This is a genomic window from Veillonella sp. ACP1 (assembly GCF_000286635.1).
Classification (GTDB): domain Bacteria; phylum Bacillota; class Negativicutes; order Veillonellales; family Veillonellaceae; genus Veillonella; species Veillonella atypica.
In genome coordinates this window covers 1-23,514 of sequence record NZ_ALKL01000018.1, presented here as the reverse complement: position 1 = coordinate 23,514, position 23,514 = coordinate 1, and the positions used below count along the sequence as shown (strand labels likewise).

The window sequence follows — 23,514 nt, the reverse complement described above, 5'->3', positions numbered from 1 at the left end:
AATAGAAATGGGATCCATTTTATCTATTATAGGTATCTTTATATTAGCTGCACTTAAATTAGAGCAGTTCGTATATGGTAAATCGGGGAAACAACAGTCTACAACTGGACATGTGACGCGGCGTGGTATTGCTAATATAGCAGGACTTATTGCTTTTGATCACGCTATAAGTAGTAAGTCCGTTGTGGTACGTAAAAAGAAGGAAGATACTCAGAAATGAGTATCTTCCTTCTTTTTTTGCTGTATCGAAAAAACTTGCAAAAATATATCGATAAATTTAAAAATAATGCTTGCTATTTTAAATGATTAGTGTTATTATATAGACAAAGATAGATATAGATTTGATGTAGGTACATCAATAGAACATATAGTAATCGTTATTTAGAAATATAAAGGAGGACACAATGTCTATTATTGGTAAGAAACTCCCTGAATTTACACTTGATGCTTTCAAAAAACCTGAATTGGTAAAGGTAAGCACTGCAGACGTATTAGGTAAATGGTCTGTATTCGTATTCTATCCAGCAGATTTCACATTTGTATGCCCTACTGAATTAGAAGACGTACAAGAATCTTATGCAGAGTTAAAAGAATTGGGTTGCGAAGTTTACTCCGTATCCACTGATTCTGAATATGTTCACAAAGCATGGTCTGATGCTTCTCCAAGTATTAATAAAATCGAATACTACATGTTAGCTGATAAGAAACACGAATTAGCTGATTTCTTCGATGTATTCGATCCTGAATCTGCTATGGCATACCGCGGTACATTCGTAATTGACCCAGAAGGCATTATTCGCACAGCAGAAATTCACGATATGGGTATTGGCCGTTCTGCAGAAGAACTTGTTCGTAAAGTACAAGCTGCTCAATTTGTAGCTAAACATGGTGATCAAGTGTGCCCTGCACGTTGGAAACCAGGTAAAGATACATTAACACCAGGTCTTGACCTAGTAGGTAAAATCTAAGACTACTAGATAGACCAACAACCTCTTCAAATGACAACATTTGGGCACGGATCGTATCTCCAACGATACCGGTAAGCCCCATTACATGGTGAAACACTCTCCAATTCACTAATGTAAACCTCATATAACAAACTACAAACTATACGCAAAAAGACCAGCCTTTGGGCTGGTCTTTTTGTCGCAGTGTATCCAATTAGTATAGGTAAATACTGTTATTCGTAAAACCTTTTGACAAAGTAGGAAATAAACTCTTGCATTTTTACAGTTAGTATTCTATAATGAAATTAATTCCTAGCGATGCACAAGGTTTTATACATTCGCATAGGAGGTATATAAAATGTTTGTTCAAGGGACGCTAGCTTTTAAAAAGGAAGGCAATATACATGAGAATTTCTACAAAAGGAAGATATGCTTTGATGGTTCTCATCGATCTAGCTGAGCAAGGTCAGGGAAAACCAGTGTCATTACGTTCTGTTGCAGAACGACAAGGCATATCTGAGAAATATTTAGAAGGTATTGTGGCTCGATTAGGAGCGGCCAGTTTAGTTGATAGCATTCGTGGTAAATACGGCGGCTATCGTTTATCTAAAAAACCTAGTGAATATACAATCATTGAAATTTTGATGGCTACAGAGGAATCAATGGCTATTATTTCATCTCTAGATGAAGGTGTATCTACGGATGATGTCATTAATGAACGCACCGTTGGATTCTGGGCGGGGTTACAAAATTACATTCACGATTATCTAGAAAGTGTGTCCTTACAAGACGTTATTGATGGTACATACGCAAAACTAGATACAAAATATGATAATTGGGATGGCTCTATTTAAGAGGCACATAATTATATATTACATACCATTTATAGTATCCATAATATCCGAATATAAGGAGTGTTGATTATGTCTAAAATTGCAAAATCTTTTGTTGAATTAATTGGTAAAACACCATTGTTGGCAGCTACTCGTTTTGGTGAAAGCGTAGGTGCTGATGCTAATATTTTAGCTAAACTTGAATACTTTAACCCAGGTGGTTCCGTAAAGGATCGTATCGCTGCTGCTATCATTCAAGCTGCTGTTGCATCTGGTGAATTACAACCAGGCGGTACTATCGTAGAAGCTACATCTGGTAATACAGGTATTGGTTTATCCGCTGTAGGCGCTGCGCTTGGTTATAAGGTTGTTATCGTAATGCCTGAAACAATGTCTATCGAACGCCGTAAATTAATGCTTGGCTATGGTGCACAACTCGTGTTAACTGATGGTGCACTTGGTATGAAAGGCGCGATTGCAAAGGCAAAAGAAATCGTAACAGCTACTGCTGGTGCTGTAGAAGCAGGCCAATTCGTAAACCAAGCTAATCCTACAATTCACTATAAAACTACAGGCCCTGAAATCTGGGGTGACACAGATGGTGCTGTAGATATCTTCGTAGCTGGTGTTGGTACAGGTGGTACATTAACTGGTACAGGTCGTTTCTTGAAAGAACAAAATCCTAATGTTAAGGTTGTAGCTGTAGAACCTAAAGACTCTGCTGTATTATCTAACGGTAAACCAGGTCCTCATAAAATCCAAGGTTTAGGTGCAGGTTTTATTCCTGAAACATTGGATACTAAAATTTATGATGAAGTTATTCAAGTTGCTAACGAAGATGCTTTTAAAACAGCACAAGACTTTGGTCATACACAAGGTATCTTGGTAGGTATTTCCTCCGGTGCTGCATTGTGGGCCGCTGCAGAATTGGCAAAACGCCCTGAAAACAAAGGTAAGAATATCGTAGTTATTCTTCCAGATACAGGTGAACGTTACTTGTCTACTGCTTTATTCCCTGAAGATTAATAGCATTTCAATATAATACTAGTAATAAAGGCGTCCTGCTTGTTTAGGACGCCTTTGTTGTCGATATAAGATAAAAATAACAAACAAGTCTGTAATAGCATCATGTATGGAGGCTATTACAGACTTGTTACGTTATGGGATAAGTTTATAATCGAGATAGATTATCTACCGTTTTTTACAATAGAATCCATCCAGTTGAATAAATCTTGTAAATCGTAATCGCCAGCGTGATCCACACCAAATGGTGTAGCCATGTCTACACTATATCCGAGATTTTGTGCACGAGTGCCTACGATTAATGGGATGGCAACAGATGTATTGCTATCTGCTGTACCATAGCGAATTCGATAATATTTAGCATTTGTTGCACTAGGAGAACCAAGATAGTTCATAGGGTTCATCATAGTAACAATTTTAGCATTTTCTACATATACATCATTATTAGGCGTTGTATCATGTAGTGCCGCTGTAATCGTGAAGTGATTAGTATCGCTAGTGCTTGTACCGAATAGGCTGTTTTCACCAGAATCATTAGATCTAGAGTCAAATGCACCTGGTGCCTTAGAACGACTAGTAAAGCTATTATAAGCGTCCCAATCAATGTCTTTCACCAGATCTGTATTCTTATCTAATATTAAGAAAGAATAGCGAGACAAATCAGTGCCATTAGATTTAGCTTTATTAGCGGCATCGATGATGAAAGATTTTACATATTGCTTGAATGTGCCATTACCTTTCTTATCGAGTTTTAAAATAACGCCAGTTCTATCACGTAATTGTAAGTTGTTTACATAGTCAGGGAAGTGGCTCTTAAGCAAATCTGAGTATGCCACATCATCATTCGTTAAGTTCACACGTTGTACACTACGTTGCATTGGCGTTGGTGCACCGCCTACATTCGCTTGAGGCAATTCACCTTGTCCCATAGTCACTTTATTAAATGATGTAATGCCGTTATAGCTCCATTCGTAAGCCATATCTGCAGCATCTAGGTTTGTAATCGGTGCGTAAGCAGAGGATGCATATACATCGGTAGATGCAGTAGCAGCGCCGAGAGCCTGTAGATATGGTTGGTAATCAGATGTATTACCTGTTGCACCTTGTAATAAGGAAACGGCACCGCCTGCACTAGTGCCATTCGTAATAATACGTTTTGCGTTACCTGGCATAGTCGCATCATTAGCGTGTAAATAAGCTGTAGCCGCTTGTAAGTCTACAATGACTGCAGGTGCTTTGCCGATGAAGTTACCATCAGAAGCTTTATTTGTACGGCCACGTGTAGCAGGGGATGCAACAACATAACCTCTAGACAATGCATAGAGAGCACTATTTGGTTTATTATTTTCTACCTTTGGTGCCATAGGTTGGCTTGGCATATAACCGCCAACATTATTTGGCATAAAGATTGGTGCTGTTTGTGTATTATAACCATTTACAGTGCCATTATTGAAATACTCTTCAGGTATGTAAATGTTTATGTACTGCTGATCAATATCGATAGGATTTGATACATATGGGATATATTCAAATGCGCGATATTTAATCTCTTTATTATCCACCGTTCCCGTCATTGACTCGTAATTATTGATGTCAAAGGTGAGGGTGATCTTTGCAGATGTGTCAGCTTGTAATGGTGGATCAATTGGCTGTGAAAGTATATTTTTTTCACCTATTGTAGTAGAACCTTTGGTAGAAGCTTGATTACGTTCATTAACATACGATTCAGGCAATTTAGACTCTTGAGCTTGTTTTGCTTCTGCTTCCGCTCGAGCTTTTGCTTCGGCCTGAGCCTTAGCCTCCGCCTCGGCTTTAGTCTTAGCTTCTTGTTCTGCTTTAATCTTTGCCTCTTGTGCTGCTTTTGCTTGCTCTGCGGCAATACGTTCTTGTTCAGCCTTAATAGCTGCTTGACGTTGAGCCTCAACTTCCGCTTGAGCCTTAGCTTTTGCTTCTTGCTCTGCTTTAGCTTGCTCTGCTGCAATACGCTCTTGTTCCGCTTTAATTGCTGCTTGGCGTTGAGCTTCAGCTTGTGCTTTTGCAGCCGCTTCTGCTGCTGCTTTCGCCTCAGCTGCTTCTAAACGAGCTTTTTCTGCATCCGCCTCAGCTTGTTCTGCAGCGATACGTTCTTGTTCCGCTTTGATAGCTGCTTGACGTTGTGCTTCAGCCTGCTCTGCAGCGATGCGCTCTTGTTCCGCTTTGATAGCGGCTTGGCGTTGAGCCTCAGCTTGCTGAGCAGCGATACGTTCTTGTTCCGCTTTGATAGCCGCTTGGCGTTGTGCTTCAGCCTGCTCTGCAGCGATGCGCTCTTGTTCCGCTTTGATAGCCGCTTGGCGTTGAGCCTCAGCTTGTTGAGCAGCGATGCGCTCTTGTTCCGCTTTGATAGCCGCTTGGCGTTGAGCCTCAGCTTGTTGAGAGGCGATGCGCTCTTGTTCCGCTTTGATGGCCGCTTGACGTTGAGCCTCAGCTTGTTGAGCTGCAATACGCTCTTGTTCCGCTTTGATAGCAGCTTGACGTTGAGCTTCTTGTTGCTGAGCTAATAACTCAGCTTGGCGCTGTGCTTCTTGTTGTTGCGCTAATAATGCGGCTTGGCGCTGTGCTTCGGCAGCTCGTTCAGCTGCCATTTGGCGCACTGCTTGCGCTTGTTCACTGCTTTGTTGTTGCATTGCTTCTTGTTGTGCAGCTTGTTCTTCCGCTAATTTAGCTAAACGCTCACGTTCAGCACGTTGAATATCACGAATTGTTAATGTCCGTTTTGCAATAACTGATTTAGTCGTGGTTGTATTGGCAACTACTAATGGTGTAGTAGATTGTTCTTGCACAATGATCGGTGTACGTTGTACTTGCGTTGTTTGCATTTGCTGCTTGCCATCTACTTGTTTTTGAATGGTAACCGGTTCAGTTTTACGTTGTACATTGATTAAACTATGCATTGCCAATGTTGGTTCCATCATAGTATTCGTTTGTTTATTAACAACATATTGTGGTTGCGACACAGCTCTATATTGTTCTTCTAAAGCTTTAGCTGTATCTGGAACTGGTACTGGGCGCACACGAGGGACCATAGGCGTTACTTTTGGAGCTGATTGTACTGTACCACTTTGTTGTATTTGTACATTTTGTGCAACTGCTGGTTGAGGAGTAATCACTGTTGGCTGTGTAGTTGGTGCCGTAGGTTGAGTATCCATTGGTCGCACGACTGGAGTCGCTACATTATTAATAGTTTCTGTCGTTGATTCAGAAGTAGTTTTAGATCCTACTAAATCATTCATGTTAAGGACCTGAGCTGCGTGAGCAACGCCACCCAATGCTGCTGCTGCAAAAAACGCAGCAGTCACTTGACGTTTCTTAGATGATTTCATGAATTATTCTCCGAACTAGATTTCAAATAATAATTTATAATTTTAAAAATTATTTATATTTATATAGTTTATCATAAATATGGCTTATTGTACAATTTCCAAAAATATAGGCTATATCAAGTGAAAATGGCATTACAGGAAATTAGAAATTTAGAATTAAATTTAAAATCATATGTTATAGAGGCATAATAGCTGATTAGAGAACAGAAGAGAAACTAAATCATCTAGATGTTGAGAAGATAAAGTATATCAAGTAATTTGGAATAAGGTTAAGACTGGTTATGTAGTTATTTCTAAATTTGTAAAAATAGCGGTAAGAAAAAAACTGTAGCAGAAGGTAATACTACTATAATAATTGATGGTAATACAGGTATTAATGCTGACAATTTGAAGTCGAGAGAATATTAGACTTATGTATACATTTCTCAATAAAATATGGTATGCTTTGGGTAATTTAATCGAGTTTTGTTTTTAAAGGAGAGAACATGTTTAGAAAATTCTTATTAGCATGTATGGTGATGGCTGCTTTTACCATGCAAATTCAAGCTATTTCAATTAATGAATTAAATAGTTCATCGCAGTTTAAAAATGTGTATCAAAAATCGTATCCTTATGAAGGCGGTTCTATACAAAATAAGCTAATAAGTTATTTAAATACATATTCTGTAGAGTCTCTAGAATACGCAGCACCGCACTATAAATTAAAAGGTACTTTTTATGCTGTTTATGAAACTCCTCGAAGTACATCTATTACAGAATATGAATTAACTGCTACGTACGATACGAATTACTCATTAGGGTCCTTAATACAAGCTATGAATCTTGTAAAACCATCACCATCTATGTACGCCGTGATTAAGGCTGCACAGGATGAATCAGGGATACAAGTCGAGTTACAAGAGGTAAAACGATATAATGTAGACGGTACAGAGGTTATTAGTAAAATTCCTTTAGAACATCAATTACGTCCATTAGATCGTGGACGGTTTGATGAAGACTTATTTGCTGTAGCAGACGCTATGTTTGCTGTAGCGTATCAGCAGCATTTTGATGACATTGTAGTGAAATGAGGTGCCTTATGAAACATTTTGTATTTCTTGTGGCGCTGGTATGTGTTTTGTGTGCTTCTTTAAATCCTGTGAAGGCTGTGTCTAATACTGAGTTGCAAGATACTAGTCGTTTTGCACGAATTATATCTAAAGGTGATACAGGTGGTGGAGATGGTAAATATATTGAATTAAGTACTATCCGAGATAATTCTACAGATGCGCATACAAAAAATATAGAGGCTAAGATATATGTTGTATTGCCTTCATCTGATTTAATTAGGGAATATAAGGTTCGTTATGACTATGACTTAAACCTTTCCTTTGCTAATATGGTAGCTAAGGCACCAGAGCTAAAAACAAGGCTACCAGATTTTTCTTTACATGAAATATGGAATATAAAAATGATGGAATCTGGTATTGTAGGGATGGTATTAAATCAACAGGATTACACTCTCAATGGTGAAAGTAAACCAACACAACCAGCTCTTAAAGGCTATGAGAATGTTACATTCTTAACACCTACGGACTTTGATTTTGAAAGCTATCATGTTGCTAATCGCATATTTAAAATGGTATATGGTACATTTTATGATGATGTAATCCGATAAGTAGAGCGAAGATATAAGTTAGAAATACAAACACCCTATGTCGGTATTGTGACATAGGGTGTTTTGCATATATTAGTTATTGGTCAGTCATTTATAATGATTAAACTAAATAGACCAATTGTGATATTATTTTTTGAGTTTTGGTTTTACGATAGCTAAGATAATGCAAGCCACAACGGAACCGATTGCAATGGATGCAAGGTAAAGAAGTGGGTTGCCGATTGTTGGTACTACGAAGATACCACCGTGAGGTGCACGTAATGTACATTCAAAGAACATGGATAATGCACCAGCTGTACCAGCGCCGATGATGCAAGAAGGCAATACGCGGATAGGATCAGCTGCGGCAAATGGGATAGCACCTTCTGTGATGAAGGAAAGCCCCATGATGTAATTTGTAATACCAGATTTACGTTCTGCTTCTGTAAAGCGGCTAGGGAAGAATGTTGTACAAAGGGCAATCGCCAATGGAGGAACCATACCACCAGCCATAACAGCTGCCATAATACCATATTCACCAGTTGCAAGAGCACCAGTACCGATAACATAGGCTGCTTTGTTTACAGGACCACCCATATCAACAGACATCATAGCACCGAAGACAAGGCCTAATAATACGCGGCTTGTAGTACCCATTGTTTGCAAGGAATTCATAAGCCATTCGTTCAAAGCAGATACTGGCGGATTGATGATAAAGGTAATCGAGATACCGATAAATAATACGCCTAGTACAGGATAGAAGAGCACTGGTTTTGTACCCTCTAACGCTTGAGGTAATCCGGATACGAGTTTCTTAACTAACAGTACTAAGTAACCTGCTGCAAAGCCTGCAATCAAGGCACCGAGGAAACCGGAACCACCTTGGTTTGCTAACAAGCCACCAACGAAACCGGCTACAAGACCTGGACGGTCTGCAATACTCATAGCGATGTAACCAGCTAGAACAGGTAACATAAATCCGAAGGAAGCACCGCCGATTTTCATTAGAAATGCGGATAATGGTGTACCAGAACCAAAGTTTTTAGCATTAGCTGGATCGAATGTATCAAATAGGAATGCTAGAGCGATTAGAATGCCACCGCCGATAACGAATGGCAACATGTGAGATACGCCATTCATCAAATGCTTGTAGATTTGTCGGCCAAAGCTATCTTTTGCATCGATAGCAGATTCAGCACTATCTTTGTCAGATTGAGAGGCATGGTATACCGGTGCTGTACCAGACATAGCTTCACGCAATAATTCTTCTGCTTTATTAATGCCGTTTGCAACCTTAGTTTGAATCATAGGTTTGCCATCAAAACGGGCCATTTCAACTTGACGGTCAGAAGCAACGATAATGCATTTAGCATGCTCGATTTCTTCAGCAGTAAGTGCATCTTTAATGCCAGAAGCACCATTTTTTTCTACTTTTAAAGAAATGCCCATTTCCTTAGCTTTACGTTCTAAAGATTCTGCAGCCATGTATGTATGAGCAATGCCAGTAGGACAGCCTGTAACAGCTAATACTTCGTAATGTGGATTATCTACAGATACCTTAGGAACTACCTTTTCGATAGCTTCTGTCGCTTTTGCTTCGATAGCATCGGTAATGCTTGGTGCTTTTTCATCTTCCGTCTTAATATAGCCTTCTACAGATGGATCAAAGTTGCCTTCTTCTTTGGCAGTGATAAGTTCTAAGAAACGTTCAACTGTAGCAGCTTGGATGAGAGCGTTTTTGAAGTCCAGATCAATTACCATAGTTGCTAATTTGCTCAATACCTCTACATGAGTGTCTGCAGCGCCTTCTGGTGCTGCAATCATGAAGAATAGGCGAGATGGTTGTCCATCGAGGGCCTCGAAATCAACACCGTTAGGAACGACCATAGCAGCAAGGCCAGCTTCCTTTACACCTGCTGATTTAGCATGTGGTGTGGCGATACCGTCGCCAAGGCCAGTAGAACCGGATTCTTCACGAGCGAATACAGCTTCTAAGTATTCTGCCTTGTCAGATAGGTTGCCACCTTTATCCATTAAATCACCTAGAGTGTAAATGGCATCCGCTTTGTTAGTTGGTGATGCATTCAGCAGGATTGATTGGGGCTTTAATAAATCAGTAATTTTCATGTGTGTACTCCTTACTGTACATATATAATGAATAATAAAATTAACGAATGGTGTTAAGCAAGGCGATGACCTCGTCCTTGGTAGCTAGATTCTCCGAAAAGGCTGAAGCAGAGCCTGTAGCAATACCCCAATAGAGGGCTTGTTGTAAATCTTGGGTGTTGAGGTATCCAGTCATGAAACCAGCTACCATAGAATCGCCGGCACCAACGGAGTTAATAAGTGTTCCTTTAGGTGCAGGACTTGTATAGACTGTACCATCAGCGGATACCAAGATAGCACCGTCTCCAGCCATGGAGATGAGCACATGTTGTGCACCTTGGGACTGTAATTTTTTAGCTGCAGTGACTAGATCATCTTTTGTAGACAATGTACGTCCGAAGATTTCGCTTAATTCGTGATTGTTTGGTTTGATTAAAAATGGTTTGTATGGCAATACACGAGTTAATAGATCCTTAGTTGCGTCTACGACGATACGAATATGTTTATTAGCTAAGCGCTTCATAATGATTTCGTACATATCACTTGGGAGGCTAGACGGAATGCTGCCTGCTAAGATCAATGTATCTTGCTCTGTTAATGCATCAAGTTGGGCGTATAAGGCTTGTAGTTCATCATCGGCTATGATAGGACCACGACCATTGATTTCCGTTTCTTCATCGGATGCTTTTACTTTAACATTGATGCGGGTTAAACCCTCTCTAAGACGGATAAAGCTTTCACGAACGCCAAATTCATTGAGCTGACGTACAATTTCGTCACCTGTAAAACCAGCGATAAAACCGAGTGCCGTTGTATCCATGCCTAGGTTATTGAGTACGATTGACACATTGATGCCCTTGCCACCGCCCAGCACATATTCTTGTTCCGTACGATTGATAATACCAGGTGTTAAGTGGTCTAAGCGAACGATATAATCCAATGCAGGATTGAAAGTAATCGTATAAATCATAAGTTTTCCTCTATATTTCGTATAAAATAGAATGTATTAATGGATATGTTGTTCCTTGCGTCGCAAGCGATACCAGTAGATGAGTGGTACTAAGTATAAGAAGAACGCAAAGGGTACGTAACCAGCAGGCGAAACATCCATCATAATGACAGGTACGAGTGCCGCAATATTCCATGGCTGTAAGGCCGCAATTAGGATGCCGCTATTTTCAAAGTCTAGCATAACATCTTCATCATGAATGCGTTCCTTTGCATAGGTGGTACGCATAATCGAATGCGTCATGATTACCGCAATTGCTTGACTACAACCTAGAGCACCTGTAATAAATGCAATTAGTACATTCGACGCAAAGAGTTTGGCGCGACCTGATACGTGTTGTAAAAGGTTGCGAATATCATTCCAAAATCCAACGCCTTCGAGCATACCAGAAATGGAACAAGCCATGAATATAGATAGGGTTGGTACCCACATCGTTTGCAAGCCTCCACCGTGGATAATATCCGCTAGTGGATTATAATCAGGTAGATGAAAACCAACTAAGGTAAATTGCAATATATCCATTACGGTATAATTTTGATGGATAATTGCGAGGATGGCTGCTGCCAGTGCACTAATACCAATTGGCCAACGTATAGAAAGCTTTGTTGGTAACAAACCAATAACGATAAGAACTGGTATCCATAATGTCCAATGGATATTGAAGACGAAATAGATCGTATCCGGTAGATAACTGTTAGTGTAGTCTAGTGGAAACAATAGGGATAAGAGTAGATACAATATACAGCTGATGATGAGCGCTGGTATGCTATCTTTCAACATAATCGGTATATTGCTATTTACTTTTGTATGCGTTAGCGCTGCTACGAGAGAGGCGCTAGAGGATAAAGGGGAGTTTCTATCACCTACATAGGCGCCTGCCATAATGGCACCTGCTACAATATCAATGGGTAGATTACCAGCTTTGGCAATTGTAATTAGTACAATACCGATGGTGCCCACTGTTCCTAGCGATGTACCCAGTAACATACTCACGCAGGATGTAATTAAAAATGCGCAGATTATGAAAAGATTTGGATTGATTAATTCGATACCAGACGCAATAATCATGGGAATAATCCCTGATGCTTGCCACATGGCTATCAACCAACCGATGAGCAAAAAGATTTGCATGACCACAATCGAGGTTTTGGCACTCGTCCAGGACATGTGGAGTAAATCTTTGGGACTATAGCCTTGGCGATATAGAGCATAAGCGAAGCACAACCATACGAGGATTAATGCGTAGCCGATGGTGACACTCAACATGACAGAGGCCAGAATAATGATGATAGACACGACTAATGAGATCAATAGTCCTATATTATTTGGCATCATGGTGCGCCCTTGTTTGTATTTTAGGTATGCCTGTAATAGTAATTGTAACCACTTCATATTATTCGATAGGAAGTTCTGTTTCGAATACTTCCTCAGCAGGGCCCGTCATAAGAACCGTGCCATCCTCCAAATAACTGATGTGTAATGTGCCAAGATATAATTCTACATCGACTTCGCGACCTGTAAGGCCTTTTTCGTGGGACATGATCGCAGATGCGCAAGAACCTGTGCCACATGCAAGCGTGGCGCCAGCACCGCGTTCCCAAGTGCGGACCTTAATATGATGGTCATTTACAACCTCGATATAGTTTACATTTGTATTAGATGGGAATGCATCGTGCTTTTCAAGAATTGGTCCTTGTGTTGTAACAGGTGCTTTCGTGATGTCGTCCACAAAAACTTCTGTGTGAGGTACACCGAGAAGAACGGAACTTACCGTTACTGTTTCCCCATTTACATCGAGGTCTACATCGATGACCTTATCCATGGTTACATTCATAGGAATGTCTTTACTATTAAAGAACGGTTTACCCATGTCTACTGTCACTTGTGTAACAATGCCGTTTTCGATGGTCAATGTTGGTTTCATGACGCCTGCTAATGTTTCGATGGTGAAAGTATCTTTTGTAATTTCACCATGTTCATAGGCATATTTGGCAAAGCAACGAATGCCATTACCACACATTTCTGCTTCGCTGCCGTCTGAGTTGATGATACGCATGCGAACATCGCATGTATTAGATGGTACAACGATTACAAGACCATCGGCGCCGATGCCTGTGCGACGGTCGCAGAGGCGGATGGCGAGGTCTGTATAATCCTTATTGGCCCCTTGTGGGTCAGAAAAGAGGATAAAATCATTGCCGAGGCCATGCATTTTTGTTAATTTCATACATACTCCTATTCGAGGTCGCACTATACATGCGACTATTCCTTACAATAGAGTAGACTTTCACTATGATACTCGTGAAAGTCTACGGTTAACTATATATAATATAACATTATAACACAGAATAGGGTCTCTCTTTATTGTTCAATGTAAAAATGTTAAAATATAATGTAATGTAGTTTATCAGTATAGAAAGAGGAGCACATATGCGAATTCAAGGGATTTCTGGATCTCGAGGCGTTGCTGTTGGCAATGTGTACAAATATATACAAGAAGAAATCGTTATACCTGATTATGAGGTAGCCGATGACCAAGTAGAGGCTGAAATTGGTAAGTTTGCTAGCGCTATGGCCGCTACCCTTAAACAATTAGATACGATTCGTCAAAAAGCATTGGTTGATATGGGGGCTGATGAGGCTGCTATTTTTGAAGCTCATATGCAAATTGCACAAGATCCATCCTTGTCTGATGGTATTAAGTCCCTTGTAGAAAATTCAAAGATGAACGTCGTAGCTGCTACGGCGCAAACGATAGAAACCTTTGCGGCTATTTTTATCGGTATGGACGACCCATATATGCGTGAACGTGGTGCGGATATTAAAGATATTGGCGATCGTTTGATGCGGAACATGCTCGGTATGAACCCACGCGGTTTATCTCATATTTCCGGTGAGGTTATCATCGTGGCTCACGATTTAGCTCCATCTGATACGGCTTCACTAGATAAAAATGTTGTAAAAGGTATCGTCACAGCTGCCGGTGGTCCTACATCTCATGCGGCTATCATGGCACGTACCTTAGAAATTCCTGCCGTTATGGGCGTTGGTGATATTGAAAGCTTTACGGACGATGTGCGTGCTGTTGTACTGGGCACTGATGGTGAAGTCATTACAGAACCATCCGATGAAGAATGGGAACGTTATACAAAAGAAGCAGCAGATTTCCAAGACGAATTGAAACGATTGAAGGACTCTGCCAATTTAGAAGCCGTTACAAAGGACGGCCATCATGTTGATTTATTCGGTAATATTGGTAAATCCAAAGATGCAGACCATGCGTTGACCATGGGCGCTCAAGGTATTGGCCTATATCGCACCGAATTCCTTTACATGGAAAACGATGAACTGCCTACAGAAGATGTACAGTTTGAACAATATAAACAAGTAGCAGAGAGCATGAAGGGCCAACCTGTCATCATTCGCACCATGGATATCGGTGGTGACAAGGAATTAAAATGTCTAGATTTACCAGAAGAAATGAATCCATTCCTCGGGTATCGTGCCATTCGTATCTCCTTGAATCGACCTGATATTTTTAAGGTTCAATTACGTGCACTCCTTCGGGCTAGTGCATTTGGTGATATTCACATCATGTATCCTATGATTGCATCTGTAGAAGAGGTTAAAGCGGCAAACGCTATGCTCGACGAATGCAAGGAAGAATTAATGGCTGAAGGTGTGGCTTTCAATAAAGATATTAAAGTAGGTATCATGATTGAGGTTCCTGCGGCTGCCGTAATTTCTCCAATTTTGGCTAAATATGTAGATTTCTTTAGCATTGGTACTAATGACCTTTGCCAATATACGTTGGCGGTAGACCGTATGAATGAGGCTATCGGCAATTTATATCAACCATTGCATCCTGGCGTATTGCGTCTCATTAAACATGTGATTGATGCGAGTCACGAACAAGGTAAATTCACTGGTATGTGCGGTGAGTTAGCTGGTGATCCAGTAGCAACTATGATTTTATTGGGCTTAGGACTTGATGAATTCTCTATGACGGCATCATCCATTCCATTGATTAAAAATATTTTGCGCTCTGTTACAAAGGCAGAATGTGAAGAATTTGCTCAAAAAGCATTAACGATGGATACAGCGGAAGAAATTACAGCTTATGCAAAATCATTGCTTGCTGAAAAAGGTTTGGCATAGGCCATAGCTTTCATAAAAACAAACTTGAATTTAATAGGGGTAAACTGATACAATACCTATATTAATAGCAAAGATATTAGGCGTTTTGTGCGCTCCGTAGAAAGAGGTAACTCATGAAAGAAGTAACAGTAGAAATTACAAACGAATCTGGTTTACATGCTCGTCCAGCGACTGCATTTACACAATTGGCTGCAAAATTCGCGTCCAAATTGACAATCGCAGCCAATGGTAAAACAGCAGATGCTAAATCCATTTTGACTGTGTTGACATTAGGTGCAACAAAAGGTACATCCGTAGTATTAACTGCTGATGGTGCAGACGAAGATGATGCATTAGCAGCACTTAGCGAGTTCTTAACAACTAACCACGATTAATACACAAAAGAGGCAATACCCTAATCATTAGGATATTGCCTCTTTTCATTTTCCCATATTGGCGAAACGCTCTACAGCAACTGTAAAGTCATTAATTGTTTTATCTACATCACCATGTTGTATACCATCGCGTACACAATGGTTGATATGTCCTTCGAGGACCACTTGGCCAACCTTATGCAACGCGGATTTGGCTGCATTGATTTGGGCTAGTACATCTTCACAAGGAATGTCTTCTTCAATCATTCGATCAATAGCTTGCACTTGACCTAAAATTTTACGCAATCGACGATGTAGATTGTCTGAATCCATACACTGTTTCATAATACTCCTCCAATTTGGGCATGCTTCATCATCTTATCTATTATACGACAATATGGTTAACAAATACAATACATAGAGGTATGCTAAAAATAGATAACTTATGATACAATACAATCAATATATATGAGTTGTATTATAGGGATGTCGTTTGTGAAAGTTTGTATACTTAAAAGTCTGCTGTAAGGCAGATATAGGTGAATCTATGTTTATATTTCGAATAGTGCGCCGATTAGTTCTTATCATTTGTATCGTGCTAGGGGCTATATATGCGTATGATACGTATCAAAGCTATCAGGGTAGCAATCGTGTCAGTAAGGCTCATACAACTGTAGAACAGACCATAGAAGAAAATGAAGACACCCTAAGTCGTTGGGACCGTGTGTATCGTGTATTTACCTTCCGTGAAAAGGTTGAAAGTGCACTACAACAACGCGTGCCAAAAGATAAATGGGTAAAATCTGAAAGCATCCCTGATAATGCGAAACGGGCTCTAGTGGCCATTGAAGATAAGCGCTATTATAAACATGGTGCTATCGATGTACTCGGTGTGACGCGTGCTTTTTATGTTAATAGCGTTGCTGGTGAAACCGTTGAGGGTGGTAGTACCATTACACAACAATTGGTAAAAAATCTATTTCTGTCGTCGAAACGGACGATGTCGCGCAAAGCGGAGGAAGCTATTCTAGCGGTAGAGATGGAACATTACTATAGTAAAGATGAAATTTTAACCATGTATTTGAATACGGTCTATTATGGACATAATTATTATGGTATAAAAGAGGCTGCCGAAGGGTACTTTGGTACCAGTCCTAGTCGGTTGACCTTAGGCCAATGTGCCATGCTGGCCGCTTTACCAAATGCACCATCCTATTTGGATCCTTATGAAAACTACAAAGGAGCAAAAGCTCGGCAAAAATTAGTTCTTGCGCAAATGGTAGATCAAGGCATGATATCTCAAGCTGAGGCAGATTATGCATATAAGCAAGATCTTGGTATAGAATAATATATCCTTTAATATGACACTACATAGAAAACAATCATGGTGCTATACGTACTCGCATCATGATTGTTTTTATTTACATATATCGTTCGTAAACGAAGTATATTATATAATTGAATAAAATTTCTGCTTGCATTTATAAATATGCAGTGATATACTAACACCTGTAGTCGATAAGACATGAAGAATTCATAATGAATTCGTAGTATAATAATAAATGGTATGAATCATACCTAGTATAATTTAGTTTATGAGGTGTTATCATGGGTAAAGCAAATAAAGTAGTACTCGCATATTCTGGTGGTTTAGACACATCCGTTATCATTCCTTGGTTAAAAGAAAACTATGGCGCTGAAGTTATCGCTGTATGCGTAGACTTAGGCCAACCTGAGGATTATGATGCAGTTGAGAAAAAAGCAATCAAATCCGGTGCATCTAAAGCGTACATCGTTGATGCTAAAGAAGATTTCGTAAAAGATTATGTATGGCCAACTGTAAAAGCAGGTGCTGTTTACGAAGGTAAATATCTATTAGGTACATCCTTTGCTAGACCTTTGATTGGCAAAATTCTTGTAGATATCGCTAAAAAAGAAGGCGCTGATGCCATCGCTCACGGTGCGACTGGTAAAGGTAATGACCAAGTTCGTTTTGAATTGGCTATTAAAGCATTAGCACCTAACATGAAAATCATCGCTCCTTGGAGAGAATGGGATTTGAAATCTAGAACAGATTGCATGGAATATGCTGCTAAACACGACATTCCAGTTGTAGCAACTAAATCACATCCATACTCCATGGACCAAAACGTATGGCATTTGTCCCATGAAGGCGGCGATCTTGAAAATCCAGCAAATGCTCCTAAAGATGATGTATATTTAGTAACACATACACCTGAACAAGCTCCTGATGAAGCTGGTTATGTAACTGTTACTTTCAAAGAAGGCGTACCTGTAGCCGTTGATGGTCAAGAAGGCACTCCTCTACAATTATTGGAAAAACTCAACGAAATCGGCGCACACTATGGCGTAGGCGTTGTAGATATCGTTGAAAATAGATTGGTTGGTATGAAATCTCGTGGCGTTTATGAAAACCCAGGTGGATCTATCATCATGTATGCTCACAGAGAACTTGAATACCTTTGCCTCGACAGAGCAACATACCACTACAAAGAACTCATTGCTAACAAATATGCTGAACTCGTATATGATGGCATGTGGTTCGCACCATTGATGAACGCATTACAAGCATTCGTTGATGAAACTCAAAAAACTGTAACCGGTGATGTAAAACTTAAATTGTACAAAGGCAATATTATCTCCGCTGGTGCAACTTCACCATATTCCTTGTACAGTGAAGATTTCGTAACATTCGAAGAAGACGATGTATACAACCAAGCTGATGCAGCAGGTTTCATCAACTTGTTCGGATTACCTCTCAAAATTAATGCTTTAATGAAAGAAAAGGCAGGTAAATAATGGCTAAATTGTGGGGCGGGCGTTTCACAAAAGGCACAGATAAAGCGGTAGAGGATTTTACATCCTCTATCGCTTTTGACGCTAGAATGTACGCCGAAGATATTGCGGGCAGTAAAGCCCATGCAACTATGCTTGCAAAACAAAATATTATCTCTCAAGAGGACTGTGATGCTATCGTAGCGGGCTTGACTAAAATCAAGGGCCAAATCGATAAAGGAGAATTTCCGTTTTCCGTTGCTCTTGAAGATATTCATATGAATATTGAAAAGCGTTTAACTGATGATATCGGTGAAGCAGGTGGTCGTCTACATACGGGCCGTAGCCGTAATGACCAATGTGCTGTTGATTTGCACATGTATGTGCGTAAAGCAGTTATCGAAATGGGCGAGCTCATCGTCGATATGCAAAAAGCGCTCATCGAAACAGCTGAAAAATACAGTGATGTTATCATGCCTGGTTATACCCATTTACAACGGGCGCAACCTGTACTCTTCGGTCATCATATGATGGCGTATTTCTCCATGTTAGAACGTGACTTTGATCGTCTATTAATGGTATTTAAACATGCAGATATCATGCCACTAGGTGCAGGTGCTTTAGCGGGATCTACCTATGGTATTGATCAAACTTATACGCAAGAATTATTGGGATTCTCTCGTATTTACGAAAACAGTATGGATGCCGTATCTGACCGCGACTATGTTGTGGAATTCTTATCCTTTGCATCCCTCGTGATGATGCATTTGAGTCGCCTCAGTGAAGAACTCATTTTGTGGTCCTCCAATGAATTTAATTTCATTGAACTTGATGATGCGCATTGCACAGGCTCTAGCATCATGCCACAAAAGAAAAATCCTGACGTATGCGAACTCGTACGTGGTAAAACAGGTCGTACCTATGGTCATTTGTTAGGCCTTTTGACAACGTTGAAAGGTTTGCCACTTACATATAATAAGGATATGCAAGAGGATAAAGAGGGTATTTTTGATGCCATTGATACAGTACACTTTGCATTGTCCATTAATGCGGCGATGATTCGCGGTATGAAGGTCAATGGGGCGCATATGAAAGCTGTCCTCGATGATGACTTCTCAAATGCCACAGATATGGCAGATTATCTTGCGAAAAAAGGCGTTCCATTCCGTGAAGCGCACGAAATCGTAGGTAATGCTGTACATCATTGCATTGAAAAAGGTTGTGTGTTACTCGACTTATCCGTTGAGGATTTCAAAGCGATTTCTCCATATTTTGATGCGGATATTCTAGATGCTATTTCTATTGAGGCTTGCGTAGCAGGTCGTAACAACTATTCTGGTACAGCTCCAGAATGTGTAGAAAGACAACGCAATAATGGTAAACAAATCATTGCTAACGAAGAAGCACAAATCGATAGCTGGAAATCCATCGTAAACTTTATACAAGAGTAAGGATTCTACCCTTAGCATCGTAGATGGTTTCATAGTTTATACTATTGGCTCCACCATTTGGTGGGGCCAATTTTTGTCTATGTTTTTAAAGGCCATACATCTACATTTTTATAGAGCTGAAATCTACAAATTTTACGTATTTTTTTGTCTATATTGAGTGGACGTGCAGTGGATAATGGTCTTGTACTACGACACTATAACTTGAATAGATAGTGATTTTTCATATATTTAATTGATTAAACTGAAAGAAAATAATACTCTCACATTCATCATACCGTTTCTAATCAAAAATAATATATAATTACTATATTTTTATTCAATTCGTGTAATATGCGGTGTCCACTAATAAAGTACTTTTCATTTACCACCTATGGTGTTATTATTAATTCGAAAAACAAATAAAAACGGTACTTTCACATTCCCGCCCATTACAGCAGGAACTGAACGTACTTAGCGGTTTAAATAGATTTAAGTGAATTATGGACGAGAAAAAATTCACCTTACGAAAGGGGATTGATACATGAAAACCACCGCTAAAAAAATGTCTGTATTCCAGCTAACCACAATGGTAGCAGCCAATATGCTAGGAGCTGGGATCATTATGTTACCAACCAATTTGGCTCAAGTTGGTACTATTTCAGTGTTATCTTGGCTCGTGACAGCTGTGGGTGCGCTTTTACTAGCGTATATTTTTGCTCAAGCGGGTATGTTCTCCCAAATTAAAGGAGGCATGGGCGGTTATGCAGAACACCGCTTCGGTAAGACTGGACATTTTATGGCGAGCTATGCTTACAGCATATCTCTCATCATTGCTAATATAGCGATTGCAGTTTCCGCAGTTGGCTATGGCTCAGAATTCTTTGGTGTTGATCTAAATGCAACGCAAACAAGTCAAGTAACAATCGTCTTGTTATGGTTTGCAGCGATTTTGAACTTTAGAGGAAATCGTTTTACAGGTCGGCTCAGCAATATTACTATTTGGGGCTGTATTGTGCCAGTATTACTGATTGGTACAATTGGCTGGTTCTGGTTTAGCCCAGATACGTATTTGGCGGCATGGAATCCAAACGACTTGCCGTTCTTTGAAGCAATTAAACAATCTATTGCTTTAACATTGTGGGGCTTCCTAGGGTTTGAATCGGCAGCAGCAAATGCAGATGCTGTAGAAAATCCAAAGAAAAACGTGCCAATTGCAACATTTGCAGGTACATTAGCAGTGGCGGTGATTTACATCTTGTCCACAAACGTTATGGCCGGTATCGTGCCTAACACAGAATTACTAAATTCTAATGCACCATTTGGTCTCACATTTGCTTACATGTTCAATGACACGATTGCAAATGTTATTATGGCGCTCATGATTATCTCTTGCTGTGGTGCTTTACTTTGCTGGCAATTTACATTGTCTCGCGTATTTAAAAATGCAGCAGAAGCAGGTTATTTCCCTAAGGTATTTGCTCGTGTAAACAGTAAGGATGCACCTGTGCGTGGCGTATTCATCTTATTAGCTATCGAAACCATTATTACAATGTTTACAGCTAATGATTCTCTACGCGATCAATTTGAAACATTGGTAAACCTTGCGGTTGTAACGAATGTATTGCCTTATATTCTCTGCATTATTGCAGTACCGACTATGATGCATATGTCTGGATTAGAAAAACGTCGTATTGAACGATTCTATATTGTTGCTGGCGCTGGTGTACTATACTGTGTATACGCAGTATATGCATGTGGCGTTGATGCCATGCTAGGTAGTGCTATTGCAGTAACTATTGGTATTTGCATTTACATGATACGCAAAGGTTGGATGGCGTATCGTGCACAACGATTCCAACAAAGTATCGATTAATTGAATATTCTCTCGTCTTATAGAGGCTGTTACTTCGGTAATAGCCTCTTTTGGTTATATGTATAGCAAAATGTTTTATATGTAAATTAAATCAGACTATAAATAGTAAAAATATACAGTTATATACAGAAAAGCAAAGAAAATGTAGCATTTGTTTCAAGAAATAGAATATAATGTATAAATTAATACAAACAAATAATAATGAAAGTTATTTTTGTGAATAATTATAATTAATTGCAGGATATACATTAGGGGGTATATGTATTGTTAGAGAATTATAAATATAGTATATTTATAATTGATAAAAGTGAATAAACTGAGTGTCGGTTCTACCGAGCGTAAAAGAGGAAAATGGGTGTAAATCCTATACTATGAAAATAGCTGTAATGAGGAGCGATATTTCGTATTAGGGTCACTGGGAAACTGGGAAGGCTGAAATATTGTGATGAGTCAAAAGTCAGAAAGCCTGCTCAATCTTGCGGGGCATCGTGCCACAGCATGGTGTTTTTCTTTAGGTTAGTCAGGTGGGCTAATCTTTTTTTATAGTTATTTCGTAGATTTTATTACACGGCATCATATTACATGTTTACTTTCTATGTTTATTCACTATTATGTGTTTTTATTTGAAAAGGGTATAGGAGGTGCCTATGGGCAAACGCTTTGCCAAGCAATTAGGACAGTTTATTGTTACCTTGTTTGGCATCACATTTTTGACATTTTGTCTCACCTATTTAGCGCCAGGGGACCCAGTTACCATGCTATTGGAAACGGCGGATACTATCGTGTCTCAAGAGACGATTGATGAAACTCGAGCACAATTGGGGTTGGATAAGCCGTTTATCGTACAGTATGCAAACTGGGTAGTCAATGCAGCACAAGGTGACTTAGGAATGAGTTACTCTGCTAAAAAACCGGTAGTAGATCGCATGCTAGAAGCATTACCTGGTACGATCGCATTAGCTGGAACTGCATTGGTATTTACGATTCTCTATGCATTACCGGCAGGTATACTGAGTGCGTATAATCGGAATAAATGGATAGACTATGTACTGAGAAGCCTTTCCTTCATAGGCGTATCTATGCCGACATTCTGGTTAGGCCTTGTATTAATCTATATTTTTGGCTTAAAGCTTGGTTTAGTTCCAATTGCTTCGTCTCGTATAACGGCGACAGGTGTTATTTTACCAGCTGTTACATTAGCGGTTGTCGTTGGCTCTAAATACATGCGTCAGGTTCGACTCGTTATTCTTGAAGAGATGCAAAAGGATTACGTCATCGGTGCCCGTGCGCGTGGCGTGAGCGAAATGAAGATTTTATTCGGTCACATTCTACCTAATGCCATATTGCCGTTGATCACAATTTTAGGTGTTCTAATCGGTTGGTTATTAGGTGGTGTAGCGGTAGTTGAAATGGTATTCTCCTGGCCTGGTCTTGGGAATATGGCCATTTACGCCATCACTATGCGTGACTATCCATTGATTGAAGGTTTTGTGTTATGGGTTGCTATTGCATATATGTGTATCAATGCTTTAGTTGATGCATCCTATGTTCTATTAGACCCTAGATTGAAAAGGGAGAGAGCATAATGAAAGAATTTATTCAGAAACATAAATTGTTCTCTTTCTACACTGCATTGATGCTTATTATCGTATTCATTGCTATTTTTGCACCATGGCTTGCGCCGGGCGATGCTTTTTCCTCAGATATGACAAAAGCATTACAAGCCCCTAGCGCACAACATTGGTTTGGTACCGATAAATTGGGCCGTGACGTATTGTCTCGTATCATTTATGGTACTCAATTATCCTTGTTCATGGGTGTATCCATTGTAGTGATTATGGTAAGCATTGGTACAGTTATCGGTGCCGTAGCAGGTTACTTTGGCGGCAAGGTTGAAATGGTTCTTATGCGCTTGGCGGATATTATGTTATCCTTCCCAGGTGTAGTACTCGCCATTGCAATCGCCGGTATCTTAGGGGGCAGTATTGTAA

Annotated in this window: 20 protein-coding genes and 1 riboswitch; of the genes, 14 read left to right on the top strand and 6 right to left on the bottom strand. The window is 39.8% G+C overall.

All coding sequences use genetic code 11. From position 1 onward, the window contains the following. Positions 1-7 precede the first annotated feature (7 nt). From HMPREF1151_RS06765 to cysK, 4 genes are all read left to right on the top strand, one after another. Complete coding sequence (locus HMPREF1151_RS06765) at positions 8-220, top strand: hypothetical protein (protein WP_005384033.1); 213 nt, start codon at positions 8-10, stop codon at positions 218-220. A 184-nt stretch (positions 221-404) separates the two neighbouring features. Beyond that, positions 405-968, top strand: a complete 564-nt coding sequence (ahpC, locus tag HMPREF1151_RS06760) for an alkyl hydroperoxide reductase subunit C (RefSeq protein WP_005375602.1) — start codon at positions 405-407, stop codon at positions 966-968. 383 nt (positions 969-1,351) lie between these two features. Next, positions 1,352-1,801 carry an Rrf2 family transcriptional regulator gene (locus tag HMPREF1151_RS06755; protein WP_038141456.1) on the top strand — a complete coding sequence of 150 codons (450 nt, stop codon included), beginning with the start codon at positions 1,352-1,354 and terminating at the stop codon, positions 1,799-1,801. Between the two features lie 69 nt (positions 1,802-1,870). Next, positions 1,871-2,806 carry a cysteine synthase A gene (cysK, locus tag HMPREF1151_RS06750; RefSeq protein ID WP_005375572.1) on the top strand — a complete coding sequence of 312 codons (936 nt, stop codon included), beginning with the start codon at positions 1,871-1,873 and terminating at the stop codon, positions 2,804-2,806. 161 nt (positions 2,807-2,967) lie between these two features. On the opposite strand, the gene HMPREF1151_RS09840 is transcribed toward cysK, so the two are convergent. Further along, positions 2,968-6,162, bottom strand: a complete 3,195-nt coding sequence (locus HMPREF1151_RS09840) for a subtype B tannase (protein WP_009661536.1) — start codon at positions 6,160-6,162, stop codon at positions 2,968-2,970. 485 nt (positions 6,163-6,647) lie between these two features. Between HMPREF1151_RS09840 and HMPREF1151_RS06740 the strand changes: the two genes are divergently transcribed. Further along, entirely contained in the window at positions 6,648-7,232 is a 585-nt protein-coding gene (locus HMPREF1151_RS06740) for a hypothetical protein (protein WP_009661513.1), read from the top strand. Between the two features lie 8 nt (positions 7,233-7,240). Beyond that, entirely contained in the window at positions 7,241-7,819 is a 579-nt protein-coding gene (locus HMPREF1151_RS06735; RefSeq protein ID WP_009661535.1) for a hypothetical protein, read from the top strand. A 126-nt stretch (positions 7,820-7,945) separates the two neighbouring features. Here HMPREF1151_RS06735 and HMPREF1151_RS06730 read toward each other — a convergent pair whose 3' ends face one another. From HMPREF1151_RS06730 to dapF, 4 genes are read right to left on the bottom strand one after another with little or no spacing between them, the layout of a single operon-like run. Next, on the bottom strand, positions 7,946-9,925 hold the full coding sequence (locus HMPREF1151_RS06730) for a fructose-specific PTS transporter subunit EIIC (protein ID WP_009661512.1): 1,980 nt from the start codon (positions 9,923-9,925) through the stop codon (positions 7,946-7,948). A gap of 40 nt (positions 9,926-9,965) precedes the next feature. Then, positions 9,966-10,874: a 1-phosphofructokinase gene (gene pfkB / locus HMPREF1151_RS06725; protein ID WP_009661526.1), complete on the bottom strand. Its 909-nt coding sequence runs from the start codon at positions 10,872-10,874 to the stop codon at positions 9,966-9,968. Between the two features lie 36 nt (positions 10,875-10,910). Next, positions 10,911-12,248, bottom strand: coding sequence for a Na+/H+ antiporter NhaC family protein (locus tag HMPREF1151_RS06720; RefSeq protein ID WP_038141470.1), 1,338 nt, complete (start codon positions 12,246-12,248; stop codon positions 10,911-10,913). Positions 12,249-12,306: 58 nt separating this feature from the next. Continuing rightward, positions 12,307-13,140, bottom strand: coding sequence for a diaminopimelate epimerase (dapF, locus tag HMPREF1151_RS06715; RefSeq protein WP_009661521.1), 834 nt, complete (start codon positions 13,138-13,140; stop codon positions 12,307-12,309). A gap of 203 nt (positions 13,141-13,343) precedes the next feature. Here dapF and ptsP point away from each other — a divergent pair, with 203 nt between their 5' ends. Further along, positions 13,344-15,071 carry a phosphoenolpyruvate--protein phosphotransferase gene (gene ptsP, locus HMPREF1151_RS06710; protein WP_009661540.1) on the top strand — a complete coding sequence of 576 codons (1,728 nt, stop codon included), beginning with the start codon at positions 13,344-13,346 and terminating at the stop codon, positions 15,069-15,071. Between the two features lie 113 nt (positions 15,072-15,184). After that, a complete protein-coding gene (locus tag HMPREF1151_RS06705) occupies positions 15,185-15,445 on the top strand; it encodes an HPr family phosphocarrier protein (protein ID WP_005377050.1) in 261 nt (86 codons plus the stop codon). Positions 15,446-15,490: 45 nt separating this feature from the next. Here the strand turns inward: HMPREF1151_RS06705 and HMPREF1151_RS06700 are convergent, their stop codons facing one another. Next, complete coding sequence (locus HMPREF1151_RS06700) at positions 15,491-15,769, bottom strand: metal-sensing transcriptional repressor (RefSeq protein ID WP_005377006.1); 279 nt, start codon at positions 15,767-15,769, stop codon at positions 15,491-15,493. Between the two features lie 202 nt (positions 15,770-15,971). Here HMPREF1151_RS06700 and HMPREF1151_RS06695 point away from each other — a divergent pair, with 202 nt between their 5' ends. From HMPREF1151_RS06695 to HMPREF1151_RS06670, 6 genes are all read left to right on the top strand, one after another. Then, positions 15,972-16,772: a transglycosylase domain-containing protein gene (locus HMPREF1151_RS06695; protein ID WP_009661534.1), complete on the top strand. Its 801-nt coding sequence runs from the start codon at positions 15,972-15,974 to the stop codon at positions 16,770-16,772. A 260-nt stretch (positions 16,773-17,032) separates the two neighbouring features. After that, positions 17,033-18,244 carry an argininosuccinate synthase gene (locus HMPREF1151_RS06690; protein ID WP_009661511.1) on the top strand — a complete coding sequence of 404 codons (1,212 nt, stop codon included), beginning with the start codon at positions 17,033-17,035 and terminating at the stop codon, positions 18,242-18,244. Beyond that, positions 18,244-19,671, top strand: coding sequence for an argininosuccinate lyase (gene argH, locus HMPREF1151_RS06685; protein ID WP_009661530.1), 1,428 nt, complete (start codon positions 18,244-18,246; stop codon positions 19,669-19,671). The genes HMPREF1151_RS06690 and argH overlap by 1 nt, the downstream gene beginning before the upstream one ends. A 520-nt stretch (positions 19,672-20,191) precedes the next feature. Further along, positions 20,192-21,523 (top strand): putrescine-ornithine antiporter, encoded by a 1,332-nt coding sequence (gene potE, locus HMPREF1151_RS06680; RefSeq protein ID WP_009661524.1) that lies wholly within the window; start codon positions 20,192-20,194, stop codon positions 21,521-21,523. 301 nt (positions 21,524-21,824) lie between these two features. Further along, a riboswitch (cobalamin riboswitch) is annotated at positions 21,825-22,012 on the top strand. 158 nt (positions 22,013-22,170) lie between these two features. After that, positions 22,171-23,109, top strand: coding sequence for a nickel ABC transporter permease (gene nikB / locus HMPREF1151_RS06675; protein ID WP_009661547.1), 939 nt, complete (start codon positions 22,171-22,173; stop codon positions 23,107-23,109). Continuing rightward, the coding region (locus HMPREF1151_RS06670; RefSeq protein ID WP_009661507.1) for an ABC transporter permease at positions 23,109-23,514 on the top strand (406 nt) is incomplete at its 3' end. The genes nikB and HMPREF1151_RS06670, both read left to right, overlap by 1 nt.